The organism is Paraburkholderia sp. RCC_158, assembly GCF_041355255.1.
In the GTDB taxonomy this organism is placed as follows: Bacteria; Pseudomonadota; Gammaproteobacteria; order Burkholderiales; family Burkholderiaceae; genus Paraburkholderia; species Paraburkholderia graminis.
Genome location: NZ_JBFUPM010000011.1, coordinates 164,328 through 186,263, shown reverse-complemented (window position 1 = coordinate 186,263; position 21,936 = coordinate 164,328). Strand labels below are relative to the sequence as shown.

17 protein-coding genes and 1 riboswitch are annotated in these 21,936 nt (G+C 66.5%); of the genes, 8 read left to right on the top strand and 9 right to left on the bottom strand.

Annotation, left to right across the window (positions count from 1 at the left end):
- Positions 1 to 156: 156 nt before the first annotated feature.
- The gene (locus AB6809_RS21915) at positions 157 to 2,112 is read right to left on the bottom strand and encodes an AI-2E family transporter (protein ID WP_029970552.1); all 1,956 of its coding nucleotides are present in this window, start codon (positions 2,110 to 2,112) and stop codon (positions 157 to 159) included.
- A 149-nt stretch (positions 2,113 to 2,261) separates the two neighbouring features.
- A complete protein-coding gene (locus AB6809_RS21910; protein WP_029970553.1) occupies positions 2,262 to 3,542 on the bottom strand; it encodes a DUF445 domain-containing protein in 1,281 nt (426 codons plus the stop codon).
- Positions 3,543 to 3,766: 224 nt separating this feature from the next.
- Here AB6809_RS21910 and AB6809_RS21905 point away from each other — a divergent pair, with 224 nt between their 5' ends.
- Positions 3,767 to 4,909 carry an exonuclease SbcCD subunit D gene (locus AB6809_RS21905; protein ID WP_371027146.1) on the top strand — a complete coding sequence of 381 codons (1,143 nt, stop codon included), beginning with the start codon at positions 3,767 to 3,769 and terminating at the stop codon, positions 4,907 to 4,909.
- Positions 4,906 to 7,530, top strand: a complete 2,625-nt coding sequence (locus AB6809_RS21900) for an AAA family ATPase (RefSeq protein ID WP_107709850.1) — start codon at positions 4,906 to 4,908, stop codon at positions 7,528 to 7,530. Before AB6809_RS21905 ends, AB6809_RS21900 begins: the two co-directional genes overlap by 4 nt.
- Before the next feature lie 31 nt (positions 7,531 to 7,561).
- Here the strand turns inward: AB6809_RS21900 and cobJ are convergent, their stop codons facing one another.
- The 4 genes from cobJ to cobG are packed head-to-tail and all read right to left on the bottom strand — an operon-like array spanning position 7,562 to position 12,138.
- A complete protein-coding gene (cobJ, locus tag AB6809_RS21895; RefSeq protein ID WP_371027173.1) occupies positions 7,562 to 9,271 on the bottom strand; it encodes a precorrin-3B C(17)-methyltransferase in 1,710 nt (569 codons plus the stop codon).
- On the bottom strand, positions 9,268 to 10,011 hold the full coding sequence (locus AB6809_RS21890; protein ID WP_029970557.1) for a precorrin-2 C(20)-methyltransferase: 744 nt from the start codon (positions 10,009 to 10,011) through the stop codon (positions 9,268 to 9,270). Before AB6809_RS21890 ends, cobJ begins: the two co-directional genes overlap by 4 nt.
- A complete protein-coding gene (locus tag AB6809_RS21885; protein ID WP_006047013.1) occupies positions 10,008 to 10,634 on the bottom strand; it encodes a precorrin-8X methylmutase in 627 nt (208 codons plus the stop codon). Before AB6809_RS21885 ends, AB6809_RS21890 begins: the two co-directional genes overlap by 4 nt.
- Positions 10,627 to 12,138 (bottom strand): precorrin-3B synthase, encoded by a 1,512-nt coding sequence (gene cobG / locus AB6809_RS21880; RefSeq protein ID WP_307259029.1) that lies wholly within the window; start codon positions 12,136 to 12,138, stop codon positions 10,627 to 10,629. Before cobG ends, AB6809_RS21885 begins: the two co-directional genes overlap by 8 nt.
- Before the next feature lie 82 nt (positions 12,139 to 12,220).
- A riboswitch (cobalamin riboswitch) is annotated at positions 12,221 to 12,412 on the bottom strand.
- An 84-nt stretch (positions 12,413 to 12,496) separates the two neighbouring features.
- Between cobG and cbiE the strand changes: the two genes are divergently transcribed.
- From cbiE to cobM, 4 genes are read left to right on the top strand one after another with little or no spacing between them, the layout of a single operon-like run.
- Entirely contained in the window at positions 12,497 to 13,747 is a 1,251-nt protein-coding gene (gene cbiE / locus AB6809_RS21875; protein WP_371027145.1) for a precorrin-6y C5,15-methyltransferase (decarboxylating) subunit CbiE, read from the top strand.
- A 5-nt stretch (positions 13,748 to 13,752) separates the two neighbouring features.
- Positions 13,753 to 14,841: a cobalt-precorrin-5B (C(1))-methyltransferase gene (locus AB6809_RS21870; RefSeq protein WP_029970560.1), complete on the top strand. Its 1,089-nt coding sequence runs from the start codon at positions 13,753 to 13,755 to the stop codon at positions 14,839 to 14,841.
- Positions 14,838 to 15,560, top strand: coding sequence for a cobalt-precorrin-6A reductase (locus tag AB6809_RS21865; protein WP_371027144.1), 723 nt, complete (start codon positions 14,838 to 14,840; stop codon positions 15,558 to 15,560). The genes AB6809_RS21870 and AB6809_RS21865 overlap by 4 nt, the downstream gene beginning before the upstream one ends.
- 28 nt (positions 15,561 to 15,588) lie before the next feature.
- On the top strand, positions 15,589 to 16,314 hold the full coding sequence (gene cobM / locus AB6809_RS21860) for a precorrin-4 C(11)-methyltransferase (RefSeq protein WP_192699005.1): 726 nt from the start codon (positions 15,589 to 15,591) through the stop codon (positions 16,312 to 16,314).
- Positions 16,315 to 16,382: 68 nt separating this feature from the next.
- Here the strand turns inward: cobM and AB6809_RS21855 are convergent, their stop codons facing one another.
- The gene (locus AB6809_RS21855; protein ID WP_371027143.1) at positions 16,383 to 17,876 is read right to left on the bottom strand and encodes an MDR family MFS transporter; all 1,494 of its coding nucleotides are present in this window, start codon (positions 17,874 to 17,876) and stop codon (positions 16,383 to 16,385) included.
- A 226-nt stretch (positions 17,877 to 18,102) separates the two neighbouring features.
- Here AB6809_RS21855 and AB6809_RS21850 point away from each other — a divergent pair, with 226 nt between their 5' ends.
- The gene (locus tag AB6809_RS21850; protein WP_371027142.1) at positions 18,103 to 18,375 is read left to right on the top strand and encodes a DUF1488 domain-containing protein; all 273 of its coding nucleotides are present in this window, start codon (positions 18,103 to 18,105) and stop codon (positions 18,373 to 18,375) included.
- 217 nt (positions 18,376 to 18,592) lie between these two features.
- On the top strand, positions 18,593 to 19,228 hold the full coding sequence (locus tag AB6809_RS21845; protein WP_006047021.1) for a carbonic anhydrase: 636 nt from the start codon (positions 18,593 to 18,595) through the stop codon (positions 19,226 to 19,228).
- Positions 19,229 to 19,273: 45 nt separating this feature from the next.
- Here AB6809_RS21845 and AB6809_RS21840 read toward each other — a convergent pair whose 3' ends face one another.
- Both AB6809_RS21840 and treA read right to left on the bottom strand, forming a co-directional pair.
- On the bottom strand, positions 19,274 to 19,864 hold the full coding sequence (locus tag AB6809_RS21840) for an alpha-ketoglutarate-dependent dioxygenase AlkB (protein ID WP_371027141.1): 591 nt from the start codon (positions 19,862 to 19,864) through the stop codon (positions 19,274 to 19,276).
- A gap of 135 nt (positions 19,865 to 19,999) precedes the next feature.
- Positions 20,000 to 21,703, bottom strand: a complete 1,704-nt coding sequence (gene treA / locus AB6809_RS21835; RefSeq protein WP_029970566.1) for an alpha,alpha-trehalase TreA — start codon at positions 21,701 to 21,703, stop codon at positions 20,000 to 20,002.
- Positions 21,704 to 21,936 lie beyond the last annotated feature (233 nt).

Genomic DNA, 21,936 nt, shown 5'->3' with positions numbered 1-21,936 from the left:
TTCGCTGCATTCGCGGCCGCTGGCGTGTTCGGTTCTAGTAGAAGCGGCGCGAAATGAAAAGCGATGAGCGAAGTATGGAGGAGAGCTTGTGCGCGCCTGTCCTCATTTTGGGTACAGGCGCGGGGTGCTTTTGTGCGGGGGTTGGATCGACCACGATCAATCCGCCCCACCGGCGACATGCGAATGCCGGCCCGCCTGCAACGCCCACGCGGCGACCTGGCATTCTTCGATCATCGCGCGGAAGGTGGGCGCCGAGTGCGCCGCGGCAGTCGAGCCCATGCCGATGTCGTGCCCGTTTTCCGCGCTGCCGCCCACGCCGACCACGAGCGTCGCGCGCGGCCGCCATTCGCGCGTGCGCCGCAGCATGTTGCGCAGATACGGCGGCGAATCGGGTGCGTCGAGCGTGACGATGCAGATGATCGGCGCATTTTTATAGCTCGGTTCGTCGGCGCGCGCGCTGCGATAGCCCGAGTGCGTCGCCATGATCGGCGCGAAGCCGACGCGCCCGAGCAGTTGCACGGCGATGGCGGTCGTGACCTCGTCGAACGCGCCGCGTCCCGGCACGCATAGCACGGCGGTCTTTTCGTCGTCGTGATGTTCGGACGAGTGCTCGCGGGTCTGCTCGTGCCGCTCCGACAGATCCGCCGATGACGCCGCGTGCAGCGCGGCCGCGTCGCCCGGTTCCGGACGCGCGAGGCGGTCGGGCAAACCGTCCGCGATCTCGAGGTTTTCCACGATGTCGACCAGCGCTTCGTTGACGCTCGCCAACTGGTCGGGCATCAACACGCCGCGCATCGCGTCGTTGCGCGCGAGCTTGAGCCCTTCGAGCGCGACCTTGTCGTAGTAGTCGATCAGCGACATTTCGCGCAACAGACGCTCGGCCTGCACGATCGCCTCGTGCGGATCGTCGGCGAGCAGCCGCTGATAGAAGTTCTGCGCGGGCGTGAGCGCCGGCTGATCGCCGAGCAGCACCGTGAGAAAGTTCAGACGGTCGGCGTAACGCCCGAGCGTGACCACGCAGAGCGTGAGCGGCGTGGACAGCACGAGGCCGATCGGCCCCCATAGCCAGCTCCAGAAAATCGCCGCGACCACGACCGCGAGCGGCGAGAGCCCCGAACGGTGCCCATACAGCAGCGGCTCCGCGATCTGCCCGGCGACCACATCCACGACGATGAACAGTATCAGCGTGTACACCGCCATCGTCCATTGCGGCTGAATCGCGGCGGCCAGAAACACCGCGAGAATCGCCGCGATCCAGATGCCGATATACGGCACGAAGCGCAGCAGCGCCGCGATCACGCCGAACAGCAGCGCGCCCGGCACGCCGATGATCGCGAGACCGATTGCAATCACGCCGCCCGCGCTCAGGTTCACGCCGAGTTGCGCGACGAAGTAGCGGCTCAGGCGCACGGCGGCGTCGTTGATCGCGGTCGTCGTGCGATGCAGGTCGCGCGAGCCGAACAGACTGATCAAACGGTCACGCAAATCCTCGCGTTGCAGCAGAATAAAAATCGTCACCACCAGCACGATGAAGGTCGTTTCGATTGGCGCGATGGCCGGCGACAACGCGCGCTGCGCGAGCTGCATCGGCGTGGGCGACGGCTCGTGCACTTCGACCGGCGTAGGCACCGCGGGCGCATTGCGCGCCGCGCGGCCGGTGGGACGCGGCGGCGGCGGCTTCGAGGGCGCGACGCGTTGCAGCGTGGCCGCGGCGCGGCTCATCAGCGAATCGGCGCGGCCGATCGTTTTCTCCTGAACCGTTTCGATCTTCTGCTCGATCGCCACCTGATACTGCGGCAAGTCGCCGGCCAATTGCACGAGCTGCGCGCCGATCAGCGCGCCGATAGCGAGCAGCGCGGCGAGCGCGAACAGCACCGCAATGAAGATGGACGGCAACTGTCCCATGCGCAAACGCCGCAGCATCTGCACGAGCGGCGCGAGCAGAAAGCTGAGCAGCACGGAGAGCGTGATCGGGATCAGCACCGCGCGGCCGAAGTAAAGCGCGCATACCACCACGACGCCCGTGATCACCGAGGCAAGGCCGTGCAGGCTTGGCGCGCCAGGCGGATAAACGCGATTGGGCCGCCCAGGCGGCGGCAACGATATTTTCATGAGCACACTGTCCGATTGAGTGGCGCGGTCGCTTCTGGTCCGGCGCGATGGACGCGGCGGCGGCATAGGCCGTGTGCGGCCCATGCGGGAGAGCAAACCTTATGCCCGGATTGTAGGCGCTTTGCGTCGCGCGACGCTATATCGCGCGCTCAGCCGATGTGCACGCGCAGCAAGCCGAACAGTTGCGTGCTCACATAAAGCAGCAAACCGATAAAGCCGCCGACCACCGTTCCGTTGATGCGGATGTATTGCAGATCCCGGCCGATGTTCAACTCGATTTGCCGCGACATCTCCGGCGCGTTCCAGTTTTTCACGGTATCGCTGATATGCCGTGTGAGGAATCGCGCGAACTCGGGCGCCATCGCGCGCGCGGCTTCTTCGAGGTGATCGTTCAGCGACTGGCGCAACGCCGGATCGTTCGCGAGTTCGCGGCCCACCCATTGACCGGACGCGACGACTCGCGCATGCAGCGCCGAGTCGCTGCTATGCAGATCGCGCTTGAGCCACGCGCGCAATTCGCCCCACATGTCCTTCACATACGAAGCGAGCGCTTCGCCTTCCACGAGATAGCGCTTCAGTTCCTCGCCTTTTTGCAGGAACGCGGGGTCGCTCTTGAGCTTGACGATCAGCTTGTGCGCGGCGCCGTCGAACTTCTGCCGCAGTTCGTGCGTCGGGTTCTCGCTGATCTGTTCGAGCATGCGGTTCACCGCGTTGGCCAGCGCCTCGGCGCCTTTTTCGCCGAGCCATGCGGACGGCAGAATCTTCTCCATCTTCGGATACTCGCTCTTCACCCAATCGACGATACGTTCCGCGATAAACTCGCGCGCCTGCGGTTCGCGCAGCAGCGCGACGACCTGTTCGATGCCGGCGTCGAGCAGCTCCTGGTGACGACCGTCCTTCGTGAGCGTGTCGAGAATCGAGCCCATTGACTGCGAGAGATCGACCTTCGCAAGCACGTCGCGCAGCGCGTCCTTGATGAAGACCTGAATGCGCACGTCGTCGGTGAGATCGAGCATGCCGCTCGTCAGTTTCACCACGTAATCGCCGAGGCGCGCGCTGTTGGCGGGCTCGGCGAGCCAACGCGCGATGCTCTGCGCCGGGTCGTGCTTCCTGATCAGACCGACCAGCGACGGCACGTCGAGAAATTTGTCCTGCACGAAGACGGCGAGGTTGTCGGCGATCTTGTGCTTGTTGCGCGGAATGATCGCCGTATGCGCCGACACCAGCGGAATCGGCACGCGTCGGAACAGCGCGGCGACCGCGAACCAGTCCGCGAGTGCGCCGACCATCGCGGCCTCGGCCACCGCCTTGATACCGTCGATCCACAAGCCGCGCGGCATCAACGCGGTCGCGACGAAGACGCAGGCCGCGGCCGCGAGCAGCAGCAACGGCGTGCGTTTGGCTTTCTTCAGTTCGAGTGCTTTGTTCATCGGCGAGAGAGCCCGGGTCTGGAAACGCGAGTTTAGCGCCGTGAGGGGCGGGGCGGGGCCATGCGAGGCGATGTGGGGTGACGAAGCCCGAGCGATATGGGAAGCACATACGGCTCTTTCGACGCGTCGGCGCGGTAACATGCACGGTTGAACCGCCGCGGCGATGCGCCGAGTTGAATCGCGCGCGCCATGCGGCAACGCAATCGAATGCAAATGGAGGCACAGTGATCAGGTTTCTGCACACCGCGGACTGGCAGATCGGCACGCAGTTCGGCCAGTTCGAGCCGGACGAGGCCGCGCATCTCGCGCAGGCGCGCTTCGACACGGTGCGCCGCATCGCGGACGAAGCGACCGCGCGCAAGGTCGACGCGGTGCTCGTGGCCGGCGACGTATTCGATCTGCAAACCGTGTCCGACACGGTGATCCGGCGTCTGTTCGCCGCGCTGCAGGCGTTCGCCGGTCCGTGGATCATGCTGCCAGGCAATCACGACGCGGCGCTCGTCGAAAGCGTATGGACGCGCGCGCAGCGCCTGAACTGCGTGCCGCCGAACGTGCGCATCGTGCTCGAGCCTGGCGTCGTGTTGCTCGACGCCTGCCGCTGCGCGCTCCTGTGCGCGCCGCTCACCCAACGCATCACTTACGACGACACCACTGGCTTCTTCGATAGCGCCGAAACGCCGCCGGGTTATCACCGCGTCGGCCTCGCGCACGGCAGCGTGAGCGGCATCCTGCAGGAAGGCATCGACTCGTCCAATCCCATTTCGCCGACGCGCGCCGCGAGCGCGCGCCTCGACTATCTGGCGCTCGGCGACTGGCATGGCCACCTTCGCGTCGACGATCGCACGTGGTACGCGGGCACGCACGAGCAGGACCGTTTTCGCGCGAACGATCCGGGCTTCGTGCTCGATGTGAGCCTGAGCGAGCCAAGCGCGCGAGCCGTGGTCGAGCCGGTGCGGGTCGGCCAGTATCAGTGGCATCGCTGGGATGAAACGATCTCCGTGCCGACCGACGTCGACGCATTGAAGGCGCGCCTCGCCACGCTGAGCGGCAGCGACGTGCTGCGCGTCACGGTGAGCGGCACGGCCGCGCTCGCCGATGCCGAAGCGCTCCACGTCGCCGTCGAGGAAACCCGCGCGCGCGTGCGCGCATTGCGCGTCGACATGAGCGCGTTGCAAGTGCTGCCCACCACCGAAGATCTCGCCGAACTCGGCGCGCAGAGTGGTTATCTGGCGAAAGTGGTCGCGCGTCTGCGCGGCCTGCAGGAAGACCCGCAATCCGATCCGCAACAGGTCCGGCGCGCGGCCGAGGCGTTGTTGCTGCTGGCGCGTTTTCAACGTGAACTGCCGCGTGAGGCGAGGTCCGCATGAAGCTACAAAGCATCGCGATACAGGAATTCAAGCAGTTCACCGGACGGCTTTTTATCGACGACCTTCAGCCCGGACTCAATCTTTTTGTGGGACCGAACGAAGCGGGTAAGAGCACGATTGCCGAGGCCGTGCGCGCGGTGTTCCTCGAACGTTATAAGGCTTCGCACCTGAAGGATCTGTTGCCGTGGGGCAAGGCGAGCGGGCAGCCTTCCGTCGAAGTGAGCTTCGATCTGGACGGCGTTGCATGCCGCCTGTCGAAGCAGTTCGTCACGCGTCAGCGCTGCGAACTGAAGATCGGCCAAAGCGTGTACGGCGAGGACGAAGCGGAAGACAAGCTCGCGGCCTTGCTCGGCTTTTCGCGCGCCGCGCGCGGTCCGCTGAAGGCCGAGAACGCGGGCGTGCCCGGCTTGCTGTGGGTGCAGCAGGGCGGCACGCAGGAAATGCGCGATTCGACGGGACACGCGGCGCAGTATCTGCGCGATGCGTTGTCGCAATTGTCGGGCAGCCGCGAATCGGCGGGAGAGGACGCGTTGATCGCCGTCGTGCAGCGCGAGCTTCGGCAACTGCTGACCGCGCGCACGCAGAAGTCCACCGGTCCGCTCGCGGAAGCCGAAGCGGCGCTGAGCACATTGAGCGCCGAACGCGACGATCTTGTCCGGCAGCGCGAGCAGTTCGACGAAAACATCGCGCGTCTCGCCGCGCAGCAGGAAGCATTCGACGACGCGGAACGCAAGCGGCCCTGGGAGCTTCACGAGCAGAAGGCGCTGCTCGCGCAACAGCGCGCCGATGCCGCCGTGCAACTCGAGCGCGGCGTGCAGGATCTCGTGCAGGCGCTGAAGGTCGGCGAGGCGCAACTCGCGCTGTCGCTGCAGCAGGAACAGGCCGCGGTGGAACTGGAGACGGCCGTCGCGCGCGATCGTCAGCAACTCGACGCGGCGCGCGCCAATGTGTCCGCCGTCGAGACCGAACATGGGCAGGCGTCGAGCCGCGTCGTACAACTGGAGCAAGCCTCGGCCGATGCCAACCGCGCGCTCGAACTGGCCAACGCAGCGGTGAGCGCCGCGGATTTGCGCAGCCAGATCGGTCTTTATCGCGCCGAACTCGAACGGCTCGAAGCGGCGATCGGCGCGGCGAGCGAAGCGCACGAAGCGCTTGTCGAAGCGACACGCGCCGCGGCCGCGCTCGAAATCGACGAGACGAAACTGAAGCGCCTGGCTTCGCTCGATGCGTCGTTGACCGTGCTGCGCGCGCGCACCGAAGCGGCGATGACGCGTATCGAATACCGGTTGAACGGATCGATTACGGTCGGCGATGCGCGGATCGGCGGCGAGGGCGTGCTGCGTCTCGAAGAAGAAAAGCGCATTGGTCTCGGCGAACTCGGCGAACTGCGCGTGATTCCCGGCGTCTCCGATTTGCCCGCGCGACTGTCCGAACTCGCGGCGCTCGAAGCGCAGCATGCGCAGTCGTTGCAGGCGCTCGGCGTGGCGTCGCTCGCGCAAGCCGAACAGAGGCATGAGCAGTGGAAGGCGCTCGTCGCGCAGCAGACGAGTCACGCGAAGGTGCTCGACGCGCATGCGCCGCACGGCATCGACGCGTTGCGCGCGGCGTCGGCTTCGGCGAGTGCGCGCTTGCAGGCCGCGAACGAACGGCTCGCGGGCTTGCCCGATGTCTCGTCGGCGTTGCCGCTCGACGAAGCGCGGCGCAACGCCGACCTTGCGCGCGCCGCGTTGGAAAGCGCCCGCAAGCTGTTGAACGATGCCGCGGAGAAACGCTCGACCGGCATTGCCACGGCCGAATCGCTCGCGCTTCAGTTGCAGCGCAAGGAAGCGCAGTTGAGCGACGCGGCGTTTTGCAGCAACCGCGCGCAATGGCAGGCGAAGATTGTCGAACAGCGCGTGCAGGTCGAGGCGCTGACGAAGCAGCGCGAAGGACGCGAGCGCGAACTCGAGGCCGCGCGTCTGGACGATCCCGCCGCCGAGGCGCAGCGTTATCGCGCGTCTGCGCAGCTCGCGCGTCAGGAGCAGCATGAGCGGCAGGTGCGCATTGCGCATTTGCGCAGCCAGTTGGAGACCGTCGGTGCATCGGGACTCGGCGAGCGGCTCGCCGCGCTCGAGGCAAAGATCGAGCAGGCCACGCGCCGCAAGGACGAATTGAGCTTGCGCGCCGGTGCGTTGAGTCTGCTCGATGAAGTGCTCGTCGCCGAACGCGATGCGGCGGTCGCGCAACTGCGCGCGCCGTTGACCGAGCGCCTCGGCCATTATCTGAAGCGGATTTTCCCGCAATCGACGATTGCGCTCGGCGACGATCTGAGTCCCGCGACGCTCGACCGCTATGGCCGCGCCGATACGCTCGACGCGTTGAGCTTCGGCACGCGCGAACAGCTCGGCATTCTCACGCGGCTCGCGTACGCCGATCTGTTGAAGGCGTCGGGCCGGCCGACGCTGCTCATGCTCGACGATGCCGCCGTGCATACCGACGCCGCTCGCCGCGACGCGATCAAGCGGGCGTTGATCGACGCGGCGTCGCGGCATCAGATACTCGTGTTCACCTGTCACCCCGAGTTGTGGGACGACCTGGGCGTGAGGCAGCGGGCCATCGACGATATCAAGGCGGCGGCGTGACTTTTGCTCCTACACGCTCTATAGGCCGCGCTCATTGATACCAGCGCGGCGTGTAGACCCATTGCGCGCCTTTGCTAAAGCGGCGCGTCGTTGACGAGCCGACGATCACCATCGTACGCATGTCGACATCGGCGGAATGCAGTTCGGCTAGCGTGACCGTGCGCAGCGTGCCGCCCGGTCTGCCGATGTCGCGTCCGAGCACGACCGGCGTATCGGCCGCGCGGTATTCACGCACGATGTCGAGCGCCTTGTCGAGTTGCCACGGACGCGCGCGCGAAATCGGGTTGTAGAACGCCATCACGAGGTCCGCTTGCGCTGCATGCCGCAAGCGTTTTTCGATGATGCTCCACGGCTTCAGATTGTCCGACAGCGACAGCATGCAGAAGTCATGGCCGAGCGGCGCACCCGCTTGCGCGGCGGTGGCGAGCGCGGCCGATACGCCCGGCACGATGCTGAGTTCGACGGCGGCCCACGCGTTGTTGTCCGACGCGTCGAGCGCTTCGAGCACGGCCGCGGCCATCGCGAACACGCCGGGGTCGCCGGACGACACCATCGCCACCGAGCGTCCCTCGCTCGCGAGTTCGAATGCATGGCGCGCGCGCTGCATTTCCTCGCGGTTGTCGGTCGCGTGCACACGCTGATCGGCGCGCAGCGGGCCGGCCATTTTCACGTAGGTCTCGTAGCCGAGGATGTCGGTGGCTTCGTCGAGCGCGTCCCGGGCGGCGGGCACCATGAGATCGGCGCTGCCGGGGCCGAGGCCGATCACCGTCAGTCGGCCGCGCGCGCGGCCTATCGTGTGGGGATCGATGGCCAACGGCGATAGGGCGAGTGCGACGCCTTGGGCGTGGTCGTCGTTGAGCGTTTCGTAAGGGATGCGCAATGCGGCGTTTAAGAGCGTGTCTAGCGGGCTCGCGGGTGAATTGGCGTCTGCGGAATGACGTTCGACAAAACGCAGCGGCACGTTCAGGCTTGCGGCGGCTTCGGCCAACGCCGCGTGCGCCATATCTTCCGACGACGCCACCAGCGCCGCGAGCGAAAGCGGAGCAAGCCCGTGCGCCTCAAGTGAAGCGCGCACGCGAGCGACAATCTCCGACGCTTCTCCCAACGCCACCGCCGCCACCACGCTGCGTGGATGAATCACAAGCTCATCCTCGCGCCCATTCCACGCGTGCGGTGTTACGCGAATCGCGAGCCGCGCGGATGCGGAACGCGGCAGTTGCGCGTCGTCGAGCCACGGCGCGTCGCCTTCGACGCGCGTGCTTTCGCCCGCCAGCAGATCCGACACGAAGCGCTTGCCTTGGCCTGGATCGGCGAGCGCGTAGCCTTCGGGCGGATTCAGCACGCACGTACCGAACCTGAGTTCTCCGCTCGTCGTGATGGCGGGCGAGACACCGAGCGCGGCCGCGATGTCGCGCGCCATCACGTTGACGCCGGCAAGGCCGCCGAGCAGCGGCACGACCGCGCTGCCGTCTTCGGCGACGGCCAGCACCGGCGGCTCCGCGCCCTTGTTCGACAACAGCGGCGCGACGCAGCGAATCACGATGCCGGCCGCGCACAACGCGATGATCGGCGTGCCGCTCGCGTACAGCTCGCGCAGATGCGCGCCGAGTTCGCTAAAAGCGACATCGGCTTGCACGCGTCCTTGCAGCGCATGCACCTGCGAACCGGCAGTGAGCGCCTGAATGCGCCGCGCCGTGTCCAACGCGCCCGCGCCCAGAATCACGATGGCGGGCGGCATCATCCTTGCCATTTTTCCCCCGGCACGACGAGCAGCGAGAAATACGGCGACGCCATCGGATCGACTTCGGCGAGCGGCACGATGCGCTGATTGCCCATCGTCGCGCGCTCGACGTACAACGCACGATGCGCGAGGCCGAGATCGCCGAGCACGCGCCGCACCTTGTCGAAGTTGCGGCCGAGTTTCATCACAACGGCGGCGTCGGCATCGGCGAGACGGCGGCGCAGTTCGTCTTCGGGCAGCACGCCCGAGAGCACCGACAGGCTCTGGTTCCGATAGACGAGCGGCGCGCCGAGCACGGCCGCGCCGCCGAGCATCGAGCACACGCCCGGCACGACCTCGCTTTCGTAGCGCGCGGCGAGCCGGTCGTGCAGATACATATACGAGCCGTAGAAAAACGGATCGCCTTCGCAGATCACGGCGACGTCGCGCCCCGCGTCCAGATGTCCGCCGACGATCTGCGCGGCCGTGTCGTAGAAATCCGCGATGATCGCTTCGTACGAAAGCGGCGGCTCGAGCGCCTCCGTTGTCACCGGATAGACGAGCGGCAGATGCTGCTGCGCGTCGTGCAAATGCGCCTCGATGATGCTGAACGCGTTGCCCTTCTTGCCCTTCGCGACGAAGTACGCGACCACCGGCGCGGCCTTCAGGAGACGCAGTGCTTTGAGCGTGATGAGTTCGGGATCGCCCGGACCCACGCCGAGTCCGAAGAGACGCCCTGCACGTTGCGGCGCGGCGGTCATTCGACCTCCGTCGCCAGCGCGTTGACCGCGGCGGCGGCCATCGCGCTGCCGCCGCGGCGGCCATGCACGACGACATACGGCACGCCGCGGCTGTCGCCCGCGAGCATGGCTTTTGATTCGGCCGCGCCGACGAAGCCGACCGGAAAGCCGAGAATCAGCGCGGGTTTCGGCGCGCCGGCATCGAGCATGTCGAGCAGATGAAACAGCGCGGTCGGCGCATTGCCGATCACGACGACGCTGCCCGCAAGACGCGGACGCCACAATTCGAGCGCGGCGGCCGAGCGCGTGTTGCCGAGTTCGCGCGCGAGGTCCGGCACCGCTTCGTGCGTGAGCGTGCAGATCACGTCGTTGTTCGCGGGCAGCCGCGCGCGCGTGATGCCTTGCGCGACCATGCCGGCGTCGCAGAGAATCGGCGCGCCCTGCGCGAGCGCGAGGCGCCCCTCCGTGCCGGCATTCGGGGAGAACGCGAGATCGCCGATCACGTCGACCATCCCGCACGCGTGGATCACGCGCACCGCGAGCTTTTCGAGGTCGGCGGGGATGCGCGACAGATCGGCTTCGGCGCGGATCGTCGCGAAGGATTGGCGATAGATCTCCTGACCGTCGCGAATGTAATCAAGCATCGGTATCACTCATTTGAGTCGGGCATTCTGGTCGTGCGTCCTGGGCGTGCGTCTGTTCGGCTTGGGCGAGTTGCGCGAGGGTGTCGGCGGCTTGTGCGATTGTCAATCGACGCGCGACGCATTCGCCGAAACCCGGCTGTGCGTCGCGCCGGTAAAGATCGTAGAGGCCGGGCGCCGCGGCAAGCAGCGTGAACGGCGCGCAATGCGCGGCGGCGCAGGAGCGCGGGCAGCCGCTCAGGTGCACGTCGACGCCGGCGGGCAGGCGCTTCGCGAGCGCGAGCGCGTCGGCTTTGGTATCCGCGAGACTTTTTGCACAGCCGGTGGAACCGGCGCACGCGATGAGGCGTGAAGCGGGGTCGTTGCGATCGCATGCAAAGCCCAGCGTTTTTAGCGCGGCAAGCACGGCGGGCACGGCATGTGTGGCGATGTCGGGCAGTAGAACGCTTTGCCACGGCGTGATGCGTAGCGCGCCGTTCGCGTGTTGCCGCGCCAGCGAAGCGAGGCCATGCAGCGCGGTTGCGTCGATGCGGCCGAGCAGCGGTTGACCGCCGACGTGCCACGTTCCCGCGATACGCTGCGCGTGAGCGCCGACGCGCAGCGTGGCATCGGCGGGCGTGCTGCGTTGCCACTCGGCGAGCGCTGCGTCGCGCGCCAACGGGAAATCGACGTAGGTTTGCGCGTGTCGCAGGATTGCGTCGGCAGAATGTGCGGCGAGCAGGTGACGCATGCGGGTCGTGTCGGAGTCGGCGGCGAGATCGAGGAACGTATGCAGCAGCGCCCGCACCAGCGCCGGAACTTGCGACGGCAACACGGCGGCGAGTGCGCCTGCATCAATCGTCGCCGAATTCGTCGCAGCAACCGGTGGACAACCGGCGAGGCCGAACACGAAGCGGATCTCGCCGGAACCATCCTGCGATGCCGCGAGCCACACGTCATGCGGATGATCGAGCCGCGCAAGACGCTCGCCGCCGTCGACGAGCAGTGCGAATTTCGGCGACAGCGCCGCGAAACGCGCGTCGCTTTGCAACAGCGCGAGCAGCGTCGCGCAAAGCGGCCTCGTGTCGAAGAGCGCGGAGGGGTCGCGCCCTGCGGCAGGGCTGATCATCACGTTGCGGATGTCGTCGGCGGCTGAAGCGGTGAGGGCGGCGGAAGAGTTCGCATCGGCCTCGGCGCGAGCATCAGCACGAGCCTCCGCCAAAGGCCCAAGCCCCGCATTCACCAGCGCCGCAATCAACGCCGCTTCCTCGCCGCCACGAACGCCGCGCAGTTGCAGATTCGCGCGGTTCGTCAACTCAATCACGCCCGCCGCGTGCCGCGTGCTCGCATCCGCGATTGCGTGGGCCTGAGCCGCGCTCAGTTCGCCGCCCGGCAGCTTGATCCGGCAGATGCCGCCGTCGCGCGCGGCGACGATCCGCAGGAGCCCCGGACACGCCGAGGGCCGCAGCGCGAAAGCCGCGTCAGGCAACACAGTGGAGGAGGGAGAAGCTCGATTCAAGACGGACACCGCGGTTAGCGTCGCGCGACGGCCCGAGCAAGCGATAAAGCGGCTTGGCTGCGGCATCGGTACACCCCGCCCGATGTTGGCTGGCACGAACAGTCTCGCCGGCAGGTCTCCTGGCTCGCAGGTCGTCGTCCGTCGCGGCCTTCCCGGTCGAACCAGTGGCGCTTAGCGCAGGCGGACTCGCTGCATACAGTTGCGGGGGCAGCCGCAGCGGCGATGGTTTCCCCGCTGTGTTCCCTCTTAGGCCCCGAAGGGCACCGGCGGCTGTATTATGCCTTTTTTCGGATAGCACAACGAGGCTGGACGCTTTGACCGGCGTGGCGCAGCGCATTGTTTTGAGAGACATCATGAGGAAGGATGCATGCCGGCGTGGCTGACGGTAGTGGGCATCGGCGACGACGGCTTCGCCGGTTTGGGACGGCCCGCGCGGCGTGCGTTGCTGGAGGCGTCGGCGATTTACGGCGGCGAGCGTCATCTGTCGATGCTGCCGGCGCGGCTCGCCGCGCGCCGCGCCGCGTGGCCGCGTCCGTTCGATCTCGCGCCGTTGCTCGCCGAGCGCGGCCGCTCCGTCTGCGTGCTGGCGAGCGGCGATCCGATGCTGTTCGGCGTCGGCGCGACGCTGGCGCGGCAGTTGCCCGCCGACGAGTTGCGCGTGCTGCCCGCACCTTCGTCGTTGTCGCTGGCCGCCGCGCGGCTTGGCTGGCCGTTGCAGGATGCGGCCGTCGTGTCGCTGGTCGGCCGGCCGCTGCCGACGCTGAACGCGCATCTGCGTGACGGCGCGCGCGTGTTCGTGTTGAGCGCGGACGGCGGCACGCCCGCGGCGCTCGCCGCGCTGCTGAACGCGCGCGGCTTCGGCGCGACGCGCATGACCGTGCTCGAACATCTCGGCGGCGACGCGGAGCGGCGCATCGACGGCCGCGCGGATCAGTGGTCCGCGCGCGACGTTGCCGCGCTGAACCTGATCGCGCTCGAATGCCGCGCGACCGATGGCGCGCCGCGTCTGCCGCTCACCTGCGGCTCGCCCGACGACGCATTCCGCCACGACGGCCAGTTGACCAAACGCGATGTGCGCGCGATCACGCTCGCGCGCCTCGCGCCGACGCCCGGCGAATTGCTGTGGGACGTGGGCGCGGGCAGCGGCTCGATCGGCATCGAATGGATGCGCGCGCATCCCGCTTGCCGCGCGATTGCCATTGAAGCGCACGCGGAGCGGCAGCGCTTTATCGAACACAATCGCGATGCGTTGGGCGTGCCGGGGCTGCAACTCGTCGCGGGCCGCGCGCCTGAAGCACTCAACGGGCTGCCGACGCCGGATGCGGTGTTCATCGGCGGCGGCGTGACGGTGCCGGGTGTACTCGACGCGTGCTGGGCGAGTCTGCGGGACGGCGGCCGGCTGGTCGCCAACGCTGTCACCTTGCAAGGCGAGGCGGCGCTCGCGGCATGGCGCGAGCAGCATGGCGGCACGCTGACGCGCATTGCGCTTGCCGATGCACAACCGCTCGGCGGATTCGATACGTGGCGGCAGGCGTTGCCGATCACCTTGCTCGATGTGGTGAAGTCTTCAAGCGCCGAGCGCGCCGCAAGCCGCCCACAGCCCGAACGCTCCGCCTGACCGCGATGCGCGACGAAACCCCCGAACAACCCGCGCCGCTGCGCAGCGGCTACACGACCGGCAGTTGCGCCACCGCGACGTCGCTGGCGGCGGCGCGTCTGCTGCTCGCGGGCGTGGTCAGCGACATCGCCGAAATCGTGTTGCCGAAGGGCCAGCATGTGCCGATGCCGCTCGTGTTCTGCCGCCTGACCGACGACGGCGCCGAGGCCGGCACGATCAAGGACGCCGGCGACGATCCCGACGTCACGCACGGCGCCGTGGTGTTCGCGCGCGTGCGCCTCGTCGCGGAAGCGGGCGTGGTGTTTCGCGCCGGACCCGGCGTGGGCACCGTCACGCGCGCCGGTCTGACGCTCGCGGTCGGCGAGCCCGCGATCAACCCCGTGCCGCGTCAGATGATGACCGCGCACCTCGCCGAACTCGCCGCCGAGCACGGCTATCGCGGCGGCTTCGAAGTGACGATCGGCGTCGAGGGCGGCGAAGCGCTCGCGCTCAAGACGATGAACCCGCGGCTCGGCATTCTCGGGGGCCTGTCGATTCTGGGCACGACCGGCATCGTGCGCCCGTTCTCGTGCTCGGCGTATATCGCGTCGATTCATCAAGGCATCGACGTCGCGCGCGCGAACGGCTATACGCATGTCGCCGCCTGCACCGGCAACGCGAGCGAAGACGCGATGCGCGCGCATTACGGCTTGCCCGACATCGCGTTGATCGAAATGGGCGATTTCGTCGGCGCGGTGCTCAAGCATATGAAGCGCGCGCCGGTCGAGCGCCTGAGCATTTGCGGCGGCTTCGGCAAGCTGAGCAAGCTCGCGGCGGGCCACCTCGATCTGCATAGCCGCAACTCGAGCATCGACCTCGAACGGCTCGCCGTATGGGCCGCCGAACACGGCGCCGACGACGCGTTGCAGGCCGCGATTCGCGCGGCCAACACGAGTCAGCAGGCCGTCGCGCTCGCGCATACGCAACAGGTGCCGCTCGCCGACATCGTCTGTGAACATGCGCTTCGCGTGGCGCGCGAGATCGTGCCGCCGCAGGTGAGCGTCGAGACATTCGCGATCGACCGCCAGGGCAATCTGATCGGAGCGGCGCGATGACGCGGGTTCTGCTGCTCGGCGGCACCGGCGACGCGTTGCGGATCGCGCGGCAGCTTGCTGCGCGCGATGTCTACAGTCTCGCCGGACTCGGCAAGGTGCCCGACGATCTGTGCTGCGCAGTGCGCGTGGGCGGCTTCGGCGGCAGTGAAGGGATGCAGCGCTATATCGAACAGGAAGCGATCGGCCTCGTGATCGACGCGACGCATCCGTACGCGGCGCAAATTAGCGCGAACGCGGCGCAGGCGGCCAGGTCCGCGCGCGTGCCGTGCTGGGCGCTGCGCCGGCCCGCATGGGAGCCGCAAGCCGGCGACGACTGGCGCATGGTCGCTGACTGGGACGAACTCACGGCGGCGCTGGCGCCATTCGCGCGGCCGCTCTTCACGCTTGGACGCGAACCGCTCGCGCATCTTGACGAGATTCCCGCGCATCAGTTCTGGTTCGTGCGCTGTCTGGACTCGCACGCGGACACCGCACGCGCTCGCATACTCGCGGCGCACGGACCGTTCACACTGGAAGGCGAACGCGCGCTGTTCGCGCTGCAACGCTTCGACGTGCTCGTCAGCAAGAACAGCGGCGGCAGCGCGACCGAAGCGAAGCTCGAAGTCGCACGCGAGCGCCGCTTGCCGGTTGTGATGCTGCGCCGGCCGTCATTGCCCGCGGTGGATCGCGAGTTTGACAGCGCGGCCAGTTTGCTCGAAGCGCTGCCTCGGTCGCACTGAATGGTCTGCATCAATCATGGAGCTTTGAATGACTGTGTTTTTTATCGGCGCGGGTCCTGGGGACCCCGAACTAATCACGGTGAAAGGGCAGCGTCTCGTGCGCCGTTGTCCGGTGATTCTGTATGCGGGTTCGCTGGTGCCGGCTGCGGTGCTGGAAGGACATTCGGCGGTCGAGGTCGTCAACACCGCTGAGCTCGATCTCGATCAGATCGTGGCCTTGCTGAAACGCGCACACGATAAAGGCCAGGACGTGGCGCGCGTGCATTCGGGCGATCCGTCGTTATATGGCGCGATCGGCGAACAGATTCGCAGACTGCGCGAACTGGCGATTCCGTACGAGATCGTGCCGGGCGTGACGGCGACCGCTGCCAGCGCGGCCGCGCTCGGTTGCGAGCTGACGTTGCCCGGCGTTTCGCAGACGCTCATTCTCACGCGCTACGCGACGAAAACCGCGATGCCCGAAGGCGAGCAACTGGCCGATCTCGCGCGGCATCGTGCGACGATGGCGATTCACCTGGGCGTGCGGCACCTTGCGCGTATCGTCGACGAATTGCGGCCGCATTACGGCGGCGCGTGTCCGATCGCGGTGATCTATCGCGCGAGCTGGCCGGACGAAGAAAAGATCACCGGCACGCTGGACGATATTCTCGGCAAGGTGCAGTCGACGCAGATCGAGCGCACCGCGTTGATTCTGGTCGGCGACGTGCTGGCGGCTGAAGGGTTTGCCGACTCGACGCTGTACGCGAAGGGCTGACGCGTTGCGCATGGGCGGCGCGAAGCGGCGGCGTTGGCTTGCCGTCGCGCAGCTCGCATCGCAAAGCCTCAATCTTCCAGCGGCGCCAGCGCTTCCAGCGGCATCTTTTTCTCGGCGCCGATGTGGATCGCCGGCACGAGCGTCAGCAGCACGACCACAAAAATCGCAATCGCGAAGATCGACATGAACGTGAGGTGCAGCGATTGATGCAGCACCATGCGGATCGCGTCGCCGCCGCCGAAATTCGCCGCCTGATTTTGCAGCAGGCTTTTCAGTTGATCGGACCGGACGGCGGCGCTGCCTCCCGAATGACTCAGCCCGAAGTTGAGCACCGCGCCGAACAGCGTCGCGCCGAGCGTGCTGCCGAGATTACGCGAGAAGAGGTTCGACGCCGTGGCGCTGCCGCGCTCCTCCATCTTGACGATTTCCTGGATCAGGATGAGGCAACTGACGCTCGACGTGCCCATGCCGAAGCCCATGATGAGCGAGCCGAACGCGGCGACGAGCGGCGAGCCGCCCGGCGCGAGAAACAGCAGCAGCACCGCGCCGACCGGAATGAACGCACTGCCGGCGATCAGCATGCGCCGCAGGCCGATGCGGTGAAACACCTTGGCAGCGAGCGTGGCGCCGACGGGCCAGCCGACCATCATCATCGTCAGCGCGAGGCCGGCGATCACGGGCGAGCGGTTCAGCACGCCTTGCACGTACATCGGCAGGAACGTGGTCGAGCCCATCAGGATCATGCCGGAGAGCAAGGTCGCACCGTTGCACGCGGCAATCGGGCGGCGGCTCCACAGTGCGAACGAGATCATCGGCTCCCTGGCGCGGCGCTCCTGCAGCACGAACAGCAGCAGGCACACGACGAACGCCGCGCCGGCCATCGACGCATGCGCGAGGTCGTCGTCGCCCGCGTAGGTGAGCGCCGTCATCAACGCGGCGATGGCGGCCATGAAGAGCGCTGCGCCCGCGAAGTCGATGGAAGGGCGCGCGTGCCGCTCACCCTCGCGCAGGAAGGCGATGAAGCCAGCAGCCGACGCGAGGCCGATCGGCACGTTCATCCAGAAGATCCACGCCCACGACATGTTGTGGATGATGAAGCCGCCGACCATCGGCCCGACGACTGCCGAAATCGCCCACACGCTCGCGAGATAACCTTGCACCTTGCCGCGTTCGCGCGCCGGATACAGGTCCGCGACGATGGTCAGCGTGACCGGCTGGATCGCGCCCGCGCCGACGCCCTGAATCAGCCGGAATGCGATCATGGCCGGCATCGACCACGCGCAGCCCGCGAGCACGGAGCCGATCAGAAAGATGGCGATGCCGGCCAGCATGATCGGCTTGCGGCCGTAGAGATCGGCCAGCTTGCCGAACACCACGGTCATCGCCGTTTGAGCGAGCAGGAACGACGAGAAGACCCAGCTATACAGATGCAGATCGCCGAGTTGTGCGACGATCTGCGGCATGGCGGTGGATACGATGGTGGCTTCGATGGCGACCATCGCCATCGAAGCCATGACGGCGGCAATGACCAAAGGACGCGACGATTGCGGATGGCGGGACATGGGGCGAAGTTGGTATCAGAATAGTGGGTGCGTCTGCTGGGCGGCGCCTGGCTGATGCATGATGCACGGTCGGCGCTATGACGTCGGCGTGGCCGTTCGAGCGGCCGAAAGCGAGTATGCACCTTGCAGGGAATCTTCGCAGCGTAGTGCTGCAGTGAAGCGCTGCGTGCCGTCATGGCACAAGGCTTGCGACTCCCGCAATTCTTTCGACACATGGAGGATCATTATGAGGATCGAATTCACCGGACGCCGTGAAGTGGTGGCGGCTGCGCGCGTCGCCTTCGAAGCCAATGTCGACGGAAAGGACGTCTGGTGCAGCGTATCGCTCGACGCGCTCAACGACCATTTCGGCAACGGCGGGCCGTCGGCGCACGATCTCGTGGGCACGTTCGAGGCGAACCGCGCGCAGATCGAAAACGCCACCAAGCGGGTGCTCGAAAAAAACGGCGGGCAATCGGTGGAGCTCGAAACGCGCGATTTCGACAAGACGGCGCCGTGAGGTCGTTGTAGCTGGGCCGGCAATGCGCCGGCTTTGACGGCGCGACGACGCGGCAAGGACACGCCGGGTCGCACTGGCGCGGCGTGTTGCGCGGCGGCCTCGGCGGCGCATGCCTATCGCGTGGCAACGCGGCAACGCGGTATAGTCGCGCGAATCCGTAGCGGCTGTGCGCTGCGCGCCGCGCAACTTCGAACCTTCGACTATCGGAGAGAACATCTTGCAGGAAATCATCGAGGGCTTGATCCGCTTTCAACGCGACGTGTTTCCGCAGCAAAGCGCTTTGTTCAAGCGCCTGTCCGCCGCGCAAAGCCCGAGCGCGCTGTTCGTGACGTGCTCGGACAGCCGCGTGGTGCCCGAACTGCTGACGCAGTCGGAACCCGGCGCGCTGTTCGTGATTCGCAACGCGGGCAATATCGTGCCGTCGTATGGTCCCGAGCCGGGCGGCGTGTCGGCGACCGTCGAATATGCGGTCGCGGTGCTCGGCGTACGCGACATCGTGATATGCGGCCACTCGAATTGCGGCGCGATGACGGCGATCTCGAGCAACACGAACCTCGAACATCTGCCGGCGGTGGCCGGCTGGCTGCGTCACGCCGATGCCGCGAAGGCGATCAATGCGTCCCGCACCTATGAGTCGGCGGCGGAACGTCTCGACGCGCTGGTCAAGGACAACGTGGTGGCCCAACTGGCTAATATCCGCACGCATCCGTCGGTGGCGGTCGGGCTCGCGAACAAGACGCTGCAACTGCATGGCTGGCTCTTCCAGATTGAAAGCGGCGTGATGCTTGCACTCGATGGCCGCAGCGGTAAGTTTGTGCCCTTGCTCGAAAATCCGGACGTTTTTGCCGTGTGATCGGGTGGGGGATGCGGGCGGGGGCTTGCGCGCGCGCAGGCGTGCCTACTCCCGTGGCCCGTTGTAGCAGCGAAATGCCAGGCTGATACGCGGCCCGACGCGCTCGCCGAGCTTTGGAATGCCGTGGTCGTGCGTGAACTGCGACGCGTAGCTCATCACCAGACAGCTACCCGGCTCGAGGTCGACATGCACCGCGCGGCCGGGGCCTTTCTTCGGGCGGATCGTCATGCGGCGCACAGCGCCGAGCGATACGATCGCGATCGGCTCGCCGCGCACCAGGTTCGCCGTCTTGTCGCTGTGCGGCGCGACGCTGTCGTGTTCGTCGCGATACAGGTTCAGACCCACGCGGTTAAACGGCGCGCCGACGAGCGAGCGCACCGCTTCGAACGCCTCGCCAAGCGGCGCCGGCAAGTCCGCCGATTCGCGCAGGAACGTGGCGATAAGCCGAGGCACGGCCACCTCGCGCTCGTACATGATCCGCTGATGGCTGCTCCAGCCGATGTTCTTCAGCGCCTCGCCGAACCACTGCTGCGCGAGCGCAAGCGGGACCAGGTCGGGCAGATAACGCATTCCGCCTTCGTTGTCGCTAAACAGGGTAACGGGCTCGGGGGCAAACAGGCCTTGCTGGGACACCATGATTCAACGCCGGGCGCGCAGGCCCCGGCCAGGAAATGACGGGTTCATGCCTGTCATTATACTGTGTTTTTATACAGTGTTTCCAGGTCCCGGAAGTCTGCCGCCAGCCTCTGGTCTCCTCGCGTCGCGGCGAACTCACTCGCCGGGGCTATACAGGTCCAGCAGTTTCAGCGTCACGCCGTTCGTCCAGCCGAAGCCGTCCTGAAGCGGATATTCGCCTCCGCCGCCACCGCCCGTGCCTGCGCCTTCCACTACGTATTTCTCGACGAGCTTCTTGTCCGACGCATAGACGCCTTTCACGTCGGCGAGAAAGCGCGTGCCGATCTGCTGCGCGAGCGCGTCCTGGCCATACCGCTTCAAGCCCTGGATCGCGACCCAGTGCAACGGCGCCCAGCCGTTCGGCGCATCCCACTGCTGCGTGGTGTTGTACGTCGTGGTGACGAGGCCGCCTGGTTGCAACAACGTCGATTGCACCTGCTGCGCGGTCTTTTTCGCGCGATCCGGCCACGCGGCGCCGACGAACAGCGGGAACACCATCGCCGCGGTTTTGTTGTCGCGCGGTTTGGCGAGTTGCCAGTCATAGTCGCCGTAGTAGCCGTTCGCGTTCCACAAGTAGCGATTGATGCCGAGCGCGCGCTTCGCCGCGCGTCCCGCGAATTCGCCGACACAGCGGAAATCGCGCGTCTCGCCGCAGCCCTTCGCGATGGTGATCTCCAGGTGGAACATCAGGCTGTTGAGATCGACGGGAATGATCGACGTGGTGCGCACCGTCGCGAGCGTCATGTTGTCGCCGAACCAGCGCGAGCTGAAATCCCAGCCGCTTTCGGCGGTGGCGCGCAGTTCGCGGTACACGTCGTTAGGATTGCGCCCGGTTGCCTTTTGCGCGGTCTGAATGTCCTCAAGATAGGACTCGTCGCGGGGCGTGTCGAGCTCGTCCCAGTAGCGGTTCAGCACCGTGCGATCGGGCATCACGACCACGTTGCGCGTCGCCGATCCGGCCGGCGTCGAGCTTTCGCCCTGCATCCAGTAGCCGTATTCCTTGCGCAGCGCCGGCAGGTACTTCTGATAGACGCCGCGTCCTTCCACCTTGGCCGCGAGCTCCACCATGTGCGAGAAGAAGGGCGGCTGCGAACGGTCGAGGTAGTACGTGCGATTGCCGTTGGGAATATGGCCGAACGTGTCGATCATGTACGCGAAGTTGTCGAGCATGTTGTCGACGAGATCTTCGCGGCCCGCTTCCTGAAGGCCCAGCATCGTGAAGTAGGTGTCCCAGTAGTAGCCTTCGCGAAAGCGTCCGCCGGGCACCACGTACGGCTTCGGCAACGGAATCAGCGAGCTGTTCGGCGGCGCGCTCATGGTCGTGCGTGTGAGCGCGGGCCACAGCCAGTTGATGTGCTCACGCAGCGTCTGATTCGCGGGCGGCGTGATGACCGGCTCGCTCGGCGGCGTGAAGTACTGGTTCACGAAGTTCGCGAGCGAGAAGCCGGGCTTGCTCCTCTGCTGGTGATAAAGCTGCACGATTGCGGCGGGATCCGCATTCGGCGTTGCATCGACGAAGGTCTTCTGGTCCGGATAGATCTGCGCCGTTTGCACGGCCACGAACAGGTCGCCATAGAGTATGTCCGGCGCGGGCGGCAAGGTGCCGCCGACCTGCGTGTCGGCGTGACAGACGGATGACAGGCCGATGAGGAAAGCGAAGCTCGACACGGCGGCCGCGCGATGCAGATACTTGAACCGCGCGGCGGGAAGGGAAGGCTGCGATAAAGAAGCGGGGAAACCGGCGACGCCGGGCACGCGTCCGGCACAGCGAATGCTGCGCGCTTGCGATGACACAATCATGTCTCCTCCTGAGGAATGGACAACAGGATTGGTCGCCTCTCACGCCCTCTCTTTTGATGACTAGCCGTGATGATTCTTTTGGGGCGTGGCTAGCATGGCATAAAACAGACGGCGCTTCAAACTATGCGGGACGAATGGGTGGGCAGCGTTCTGATGAGGTGTCGCGAGCGCTTGCTGGCCGCGCTCTTTGTTTAGTTCGGATGGCGAATTAGTTAATGATTAAGTCGACGCCG

Coding starts and splice junctions, on each gene's coding strand:
- AB6809_RS21915 (WP_029970552.1), bottom strand. CDS start 2,112: ATGAAAATATCGTTGCCGCCGCCTGGGCGGCCCAATCGCGTTTATCCG.
- AB6809_RS21910 (WP_029970553.1), bottom strand. CDS start 3,542: ATGAACAAAGCACTCGAACTGAAGAAAGCCAAACGCACGCCGTTGCTG.
- AB6809_RS21900 (WP_107709850.1), top strand. CDS start 4,906: ATGAAGCTACAAAGCATCGCGATACAGGAATTCAAGCAGTTCACCGGA.
- cobJ (WP_371027173.1), bottom strand. CDS start 9,271: ATGATGCCGCCCGCCATCGTGATTCTGGGCGCGGGCGCGTTGGACACG.
- AB6809_RS21890 (WP_029970557.1), bottom strand. CDS start 10,011: ATGACCGCCGCGCCGCAACGTGCAGGGCGTCTCTTCGGACTCGGCGTG.
- AB6809_RS21885 (WP_006047013.1), bottom strand. CDS start 10,634: ATGCTTGATTACATTCGCGACGGTCAGGAGATCTATCGCCAATCCTTC.
- cbiE (WP_371027145.1), top strand. CDS start 12,497: ATGCCGGCGTGGCTGACGGTAGTGGGCATCGGCGACGACGGCTTCGCC.
- AB6809_RS21870 (WP_029970560.1), top strand. CDS start 13,753: ATGCGCGACGAAACCCCCGAACAACCCGCGCCGCTGCGCAGCGGCTAC.
- AB6809_RS21865 (WP_371027144.1), top strand. CDS start 14,838: ATGACGCGGGTTCTGCTGCTCGGCGGCACCGGCGACGCGTTGCGGATC.
- cobM (WP_192699005.1), top strand. CDS start 15,589: ATGACTGTGTTTTTTATCGGCGCGGGTCCTGGGGACCCCGAACTAATC.
- AB6809_RS21855 (WP_371027143.1), bottom strand. CDS start 17,876: ATGTCCCGCCATCCGCAATCGTCGCGTCCTTTGGTCATTGCCGCCGTC.
- AB6809_RS21850 (WP_371027142.1), top strand. CDS start 18,103: ATGAGGATCGAATTCACCGGACGCCGTGAAGTGGTGGCGGCTGCGCGC.
- AB6809_RS21840 (WP_371027141.1), bottom strand. CDS start 19,864: ATGGTGTCCCAGCAAGGCCTGTTTGCCCCCGAGCCCGTTACCCTGTTT.
- treA (WP_029970566.1), bottom strand. CDS start 21,703: ATGATTGTGTCATCGCAAGCGCGCAGCATTCGCTGTGCCGGACGCGTG.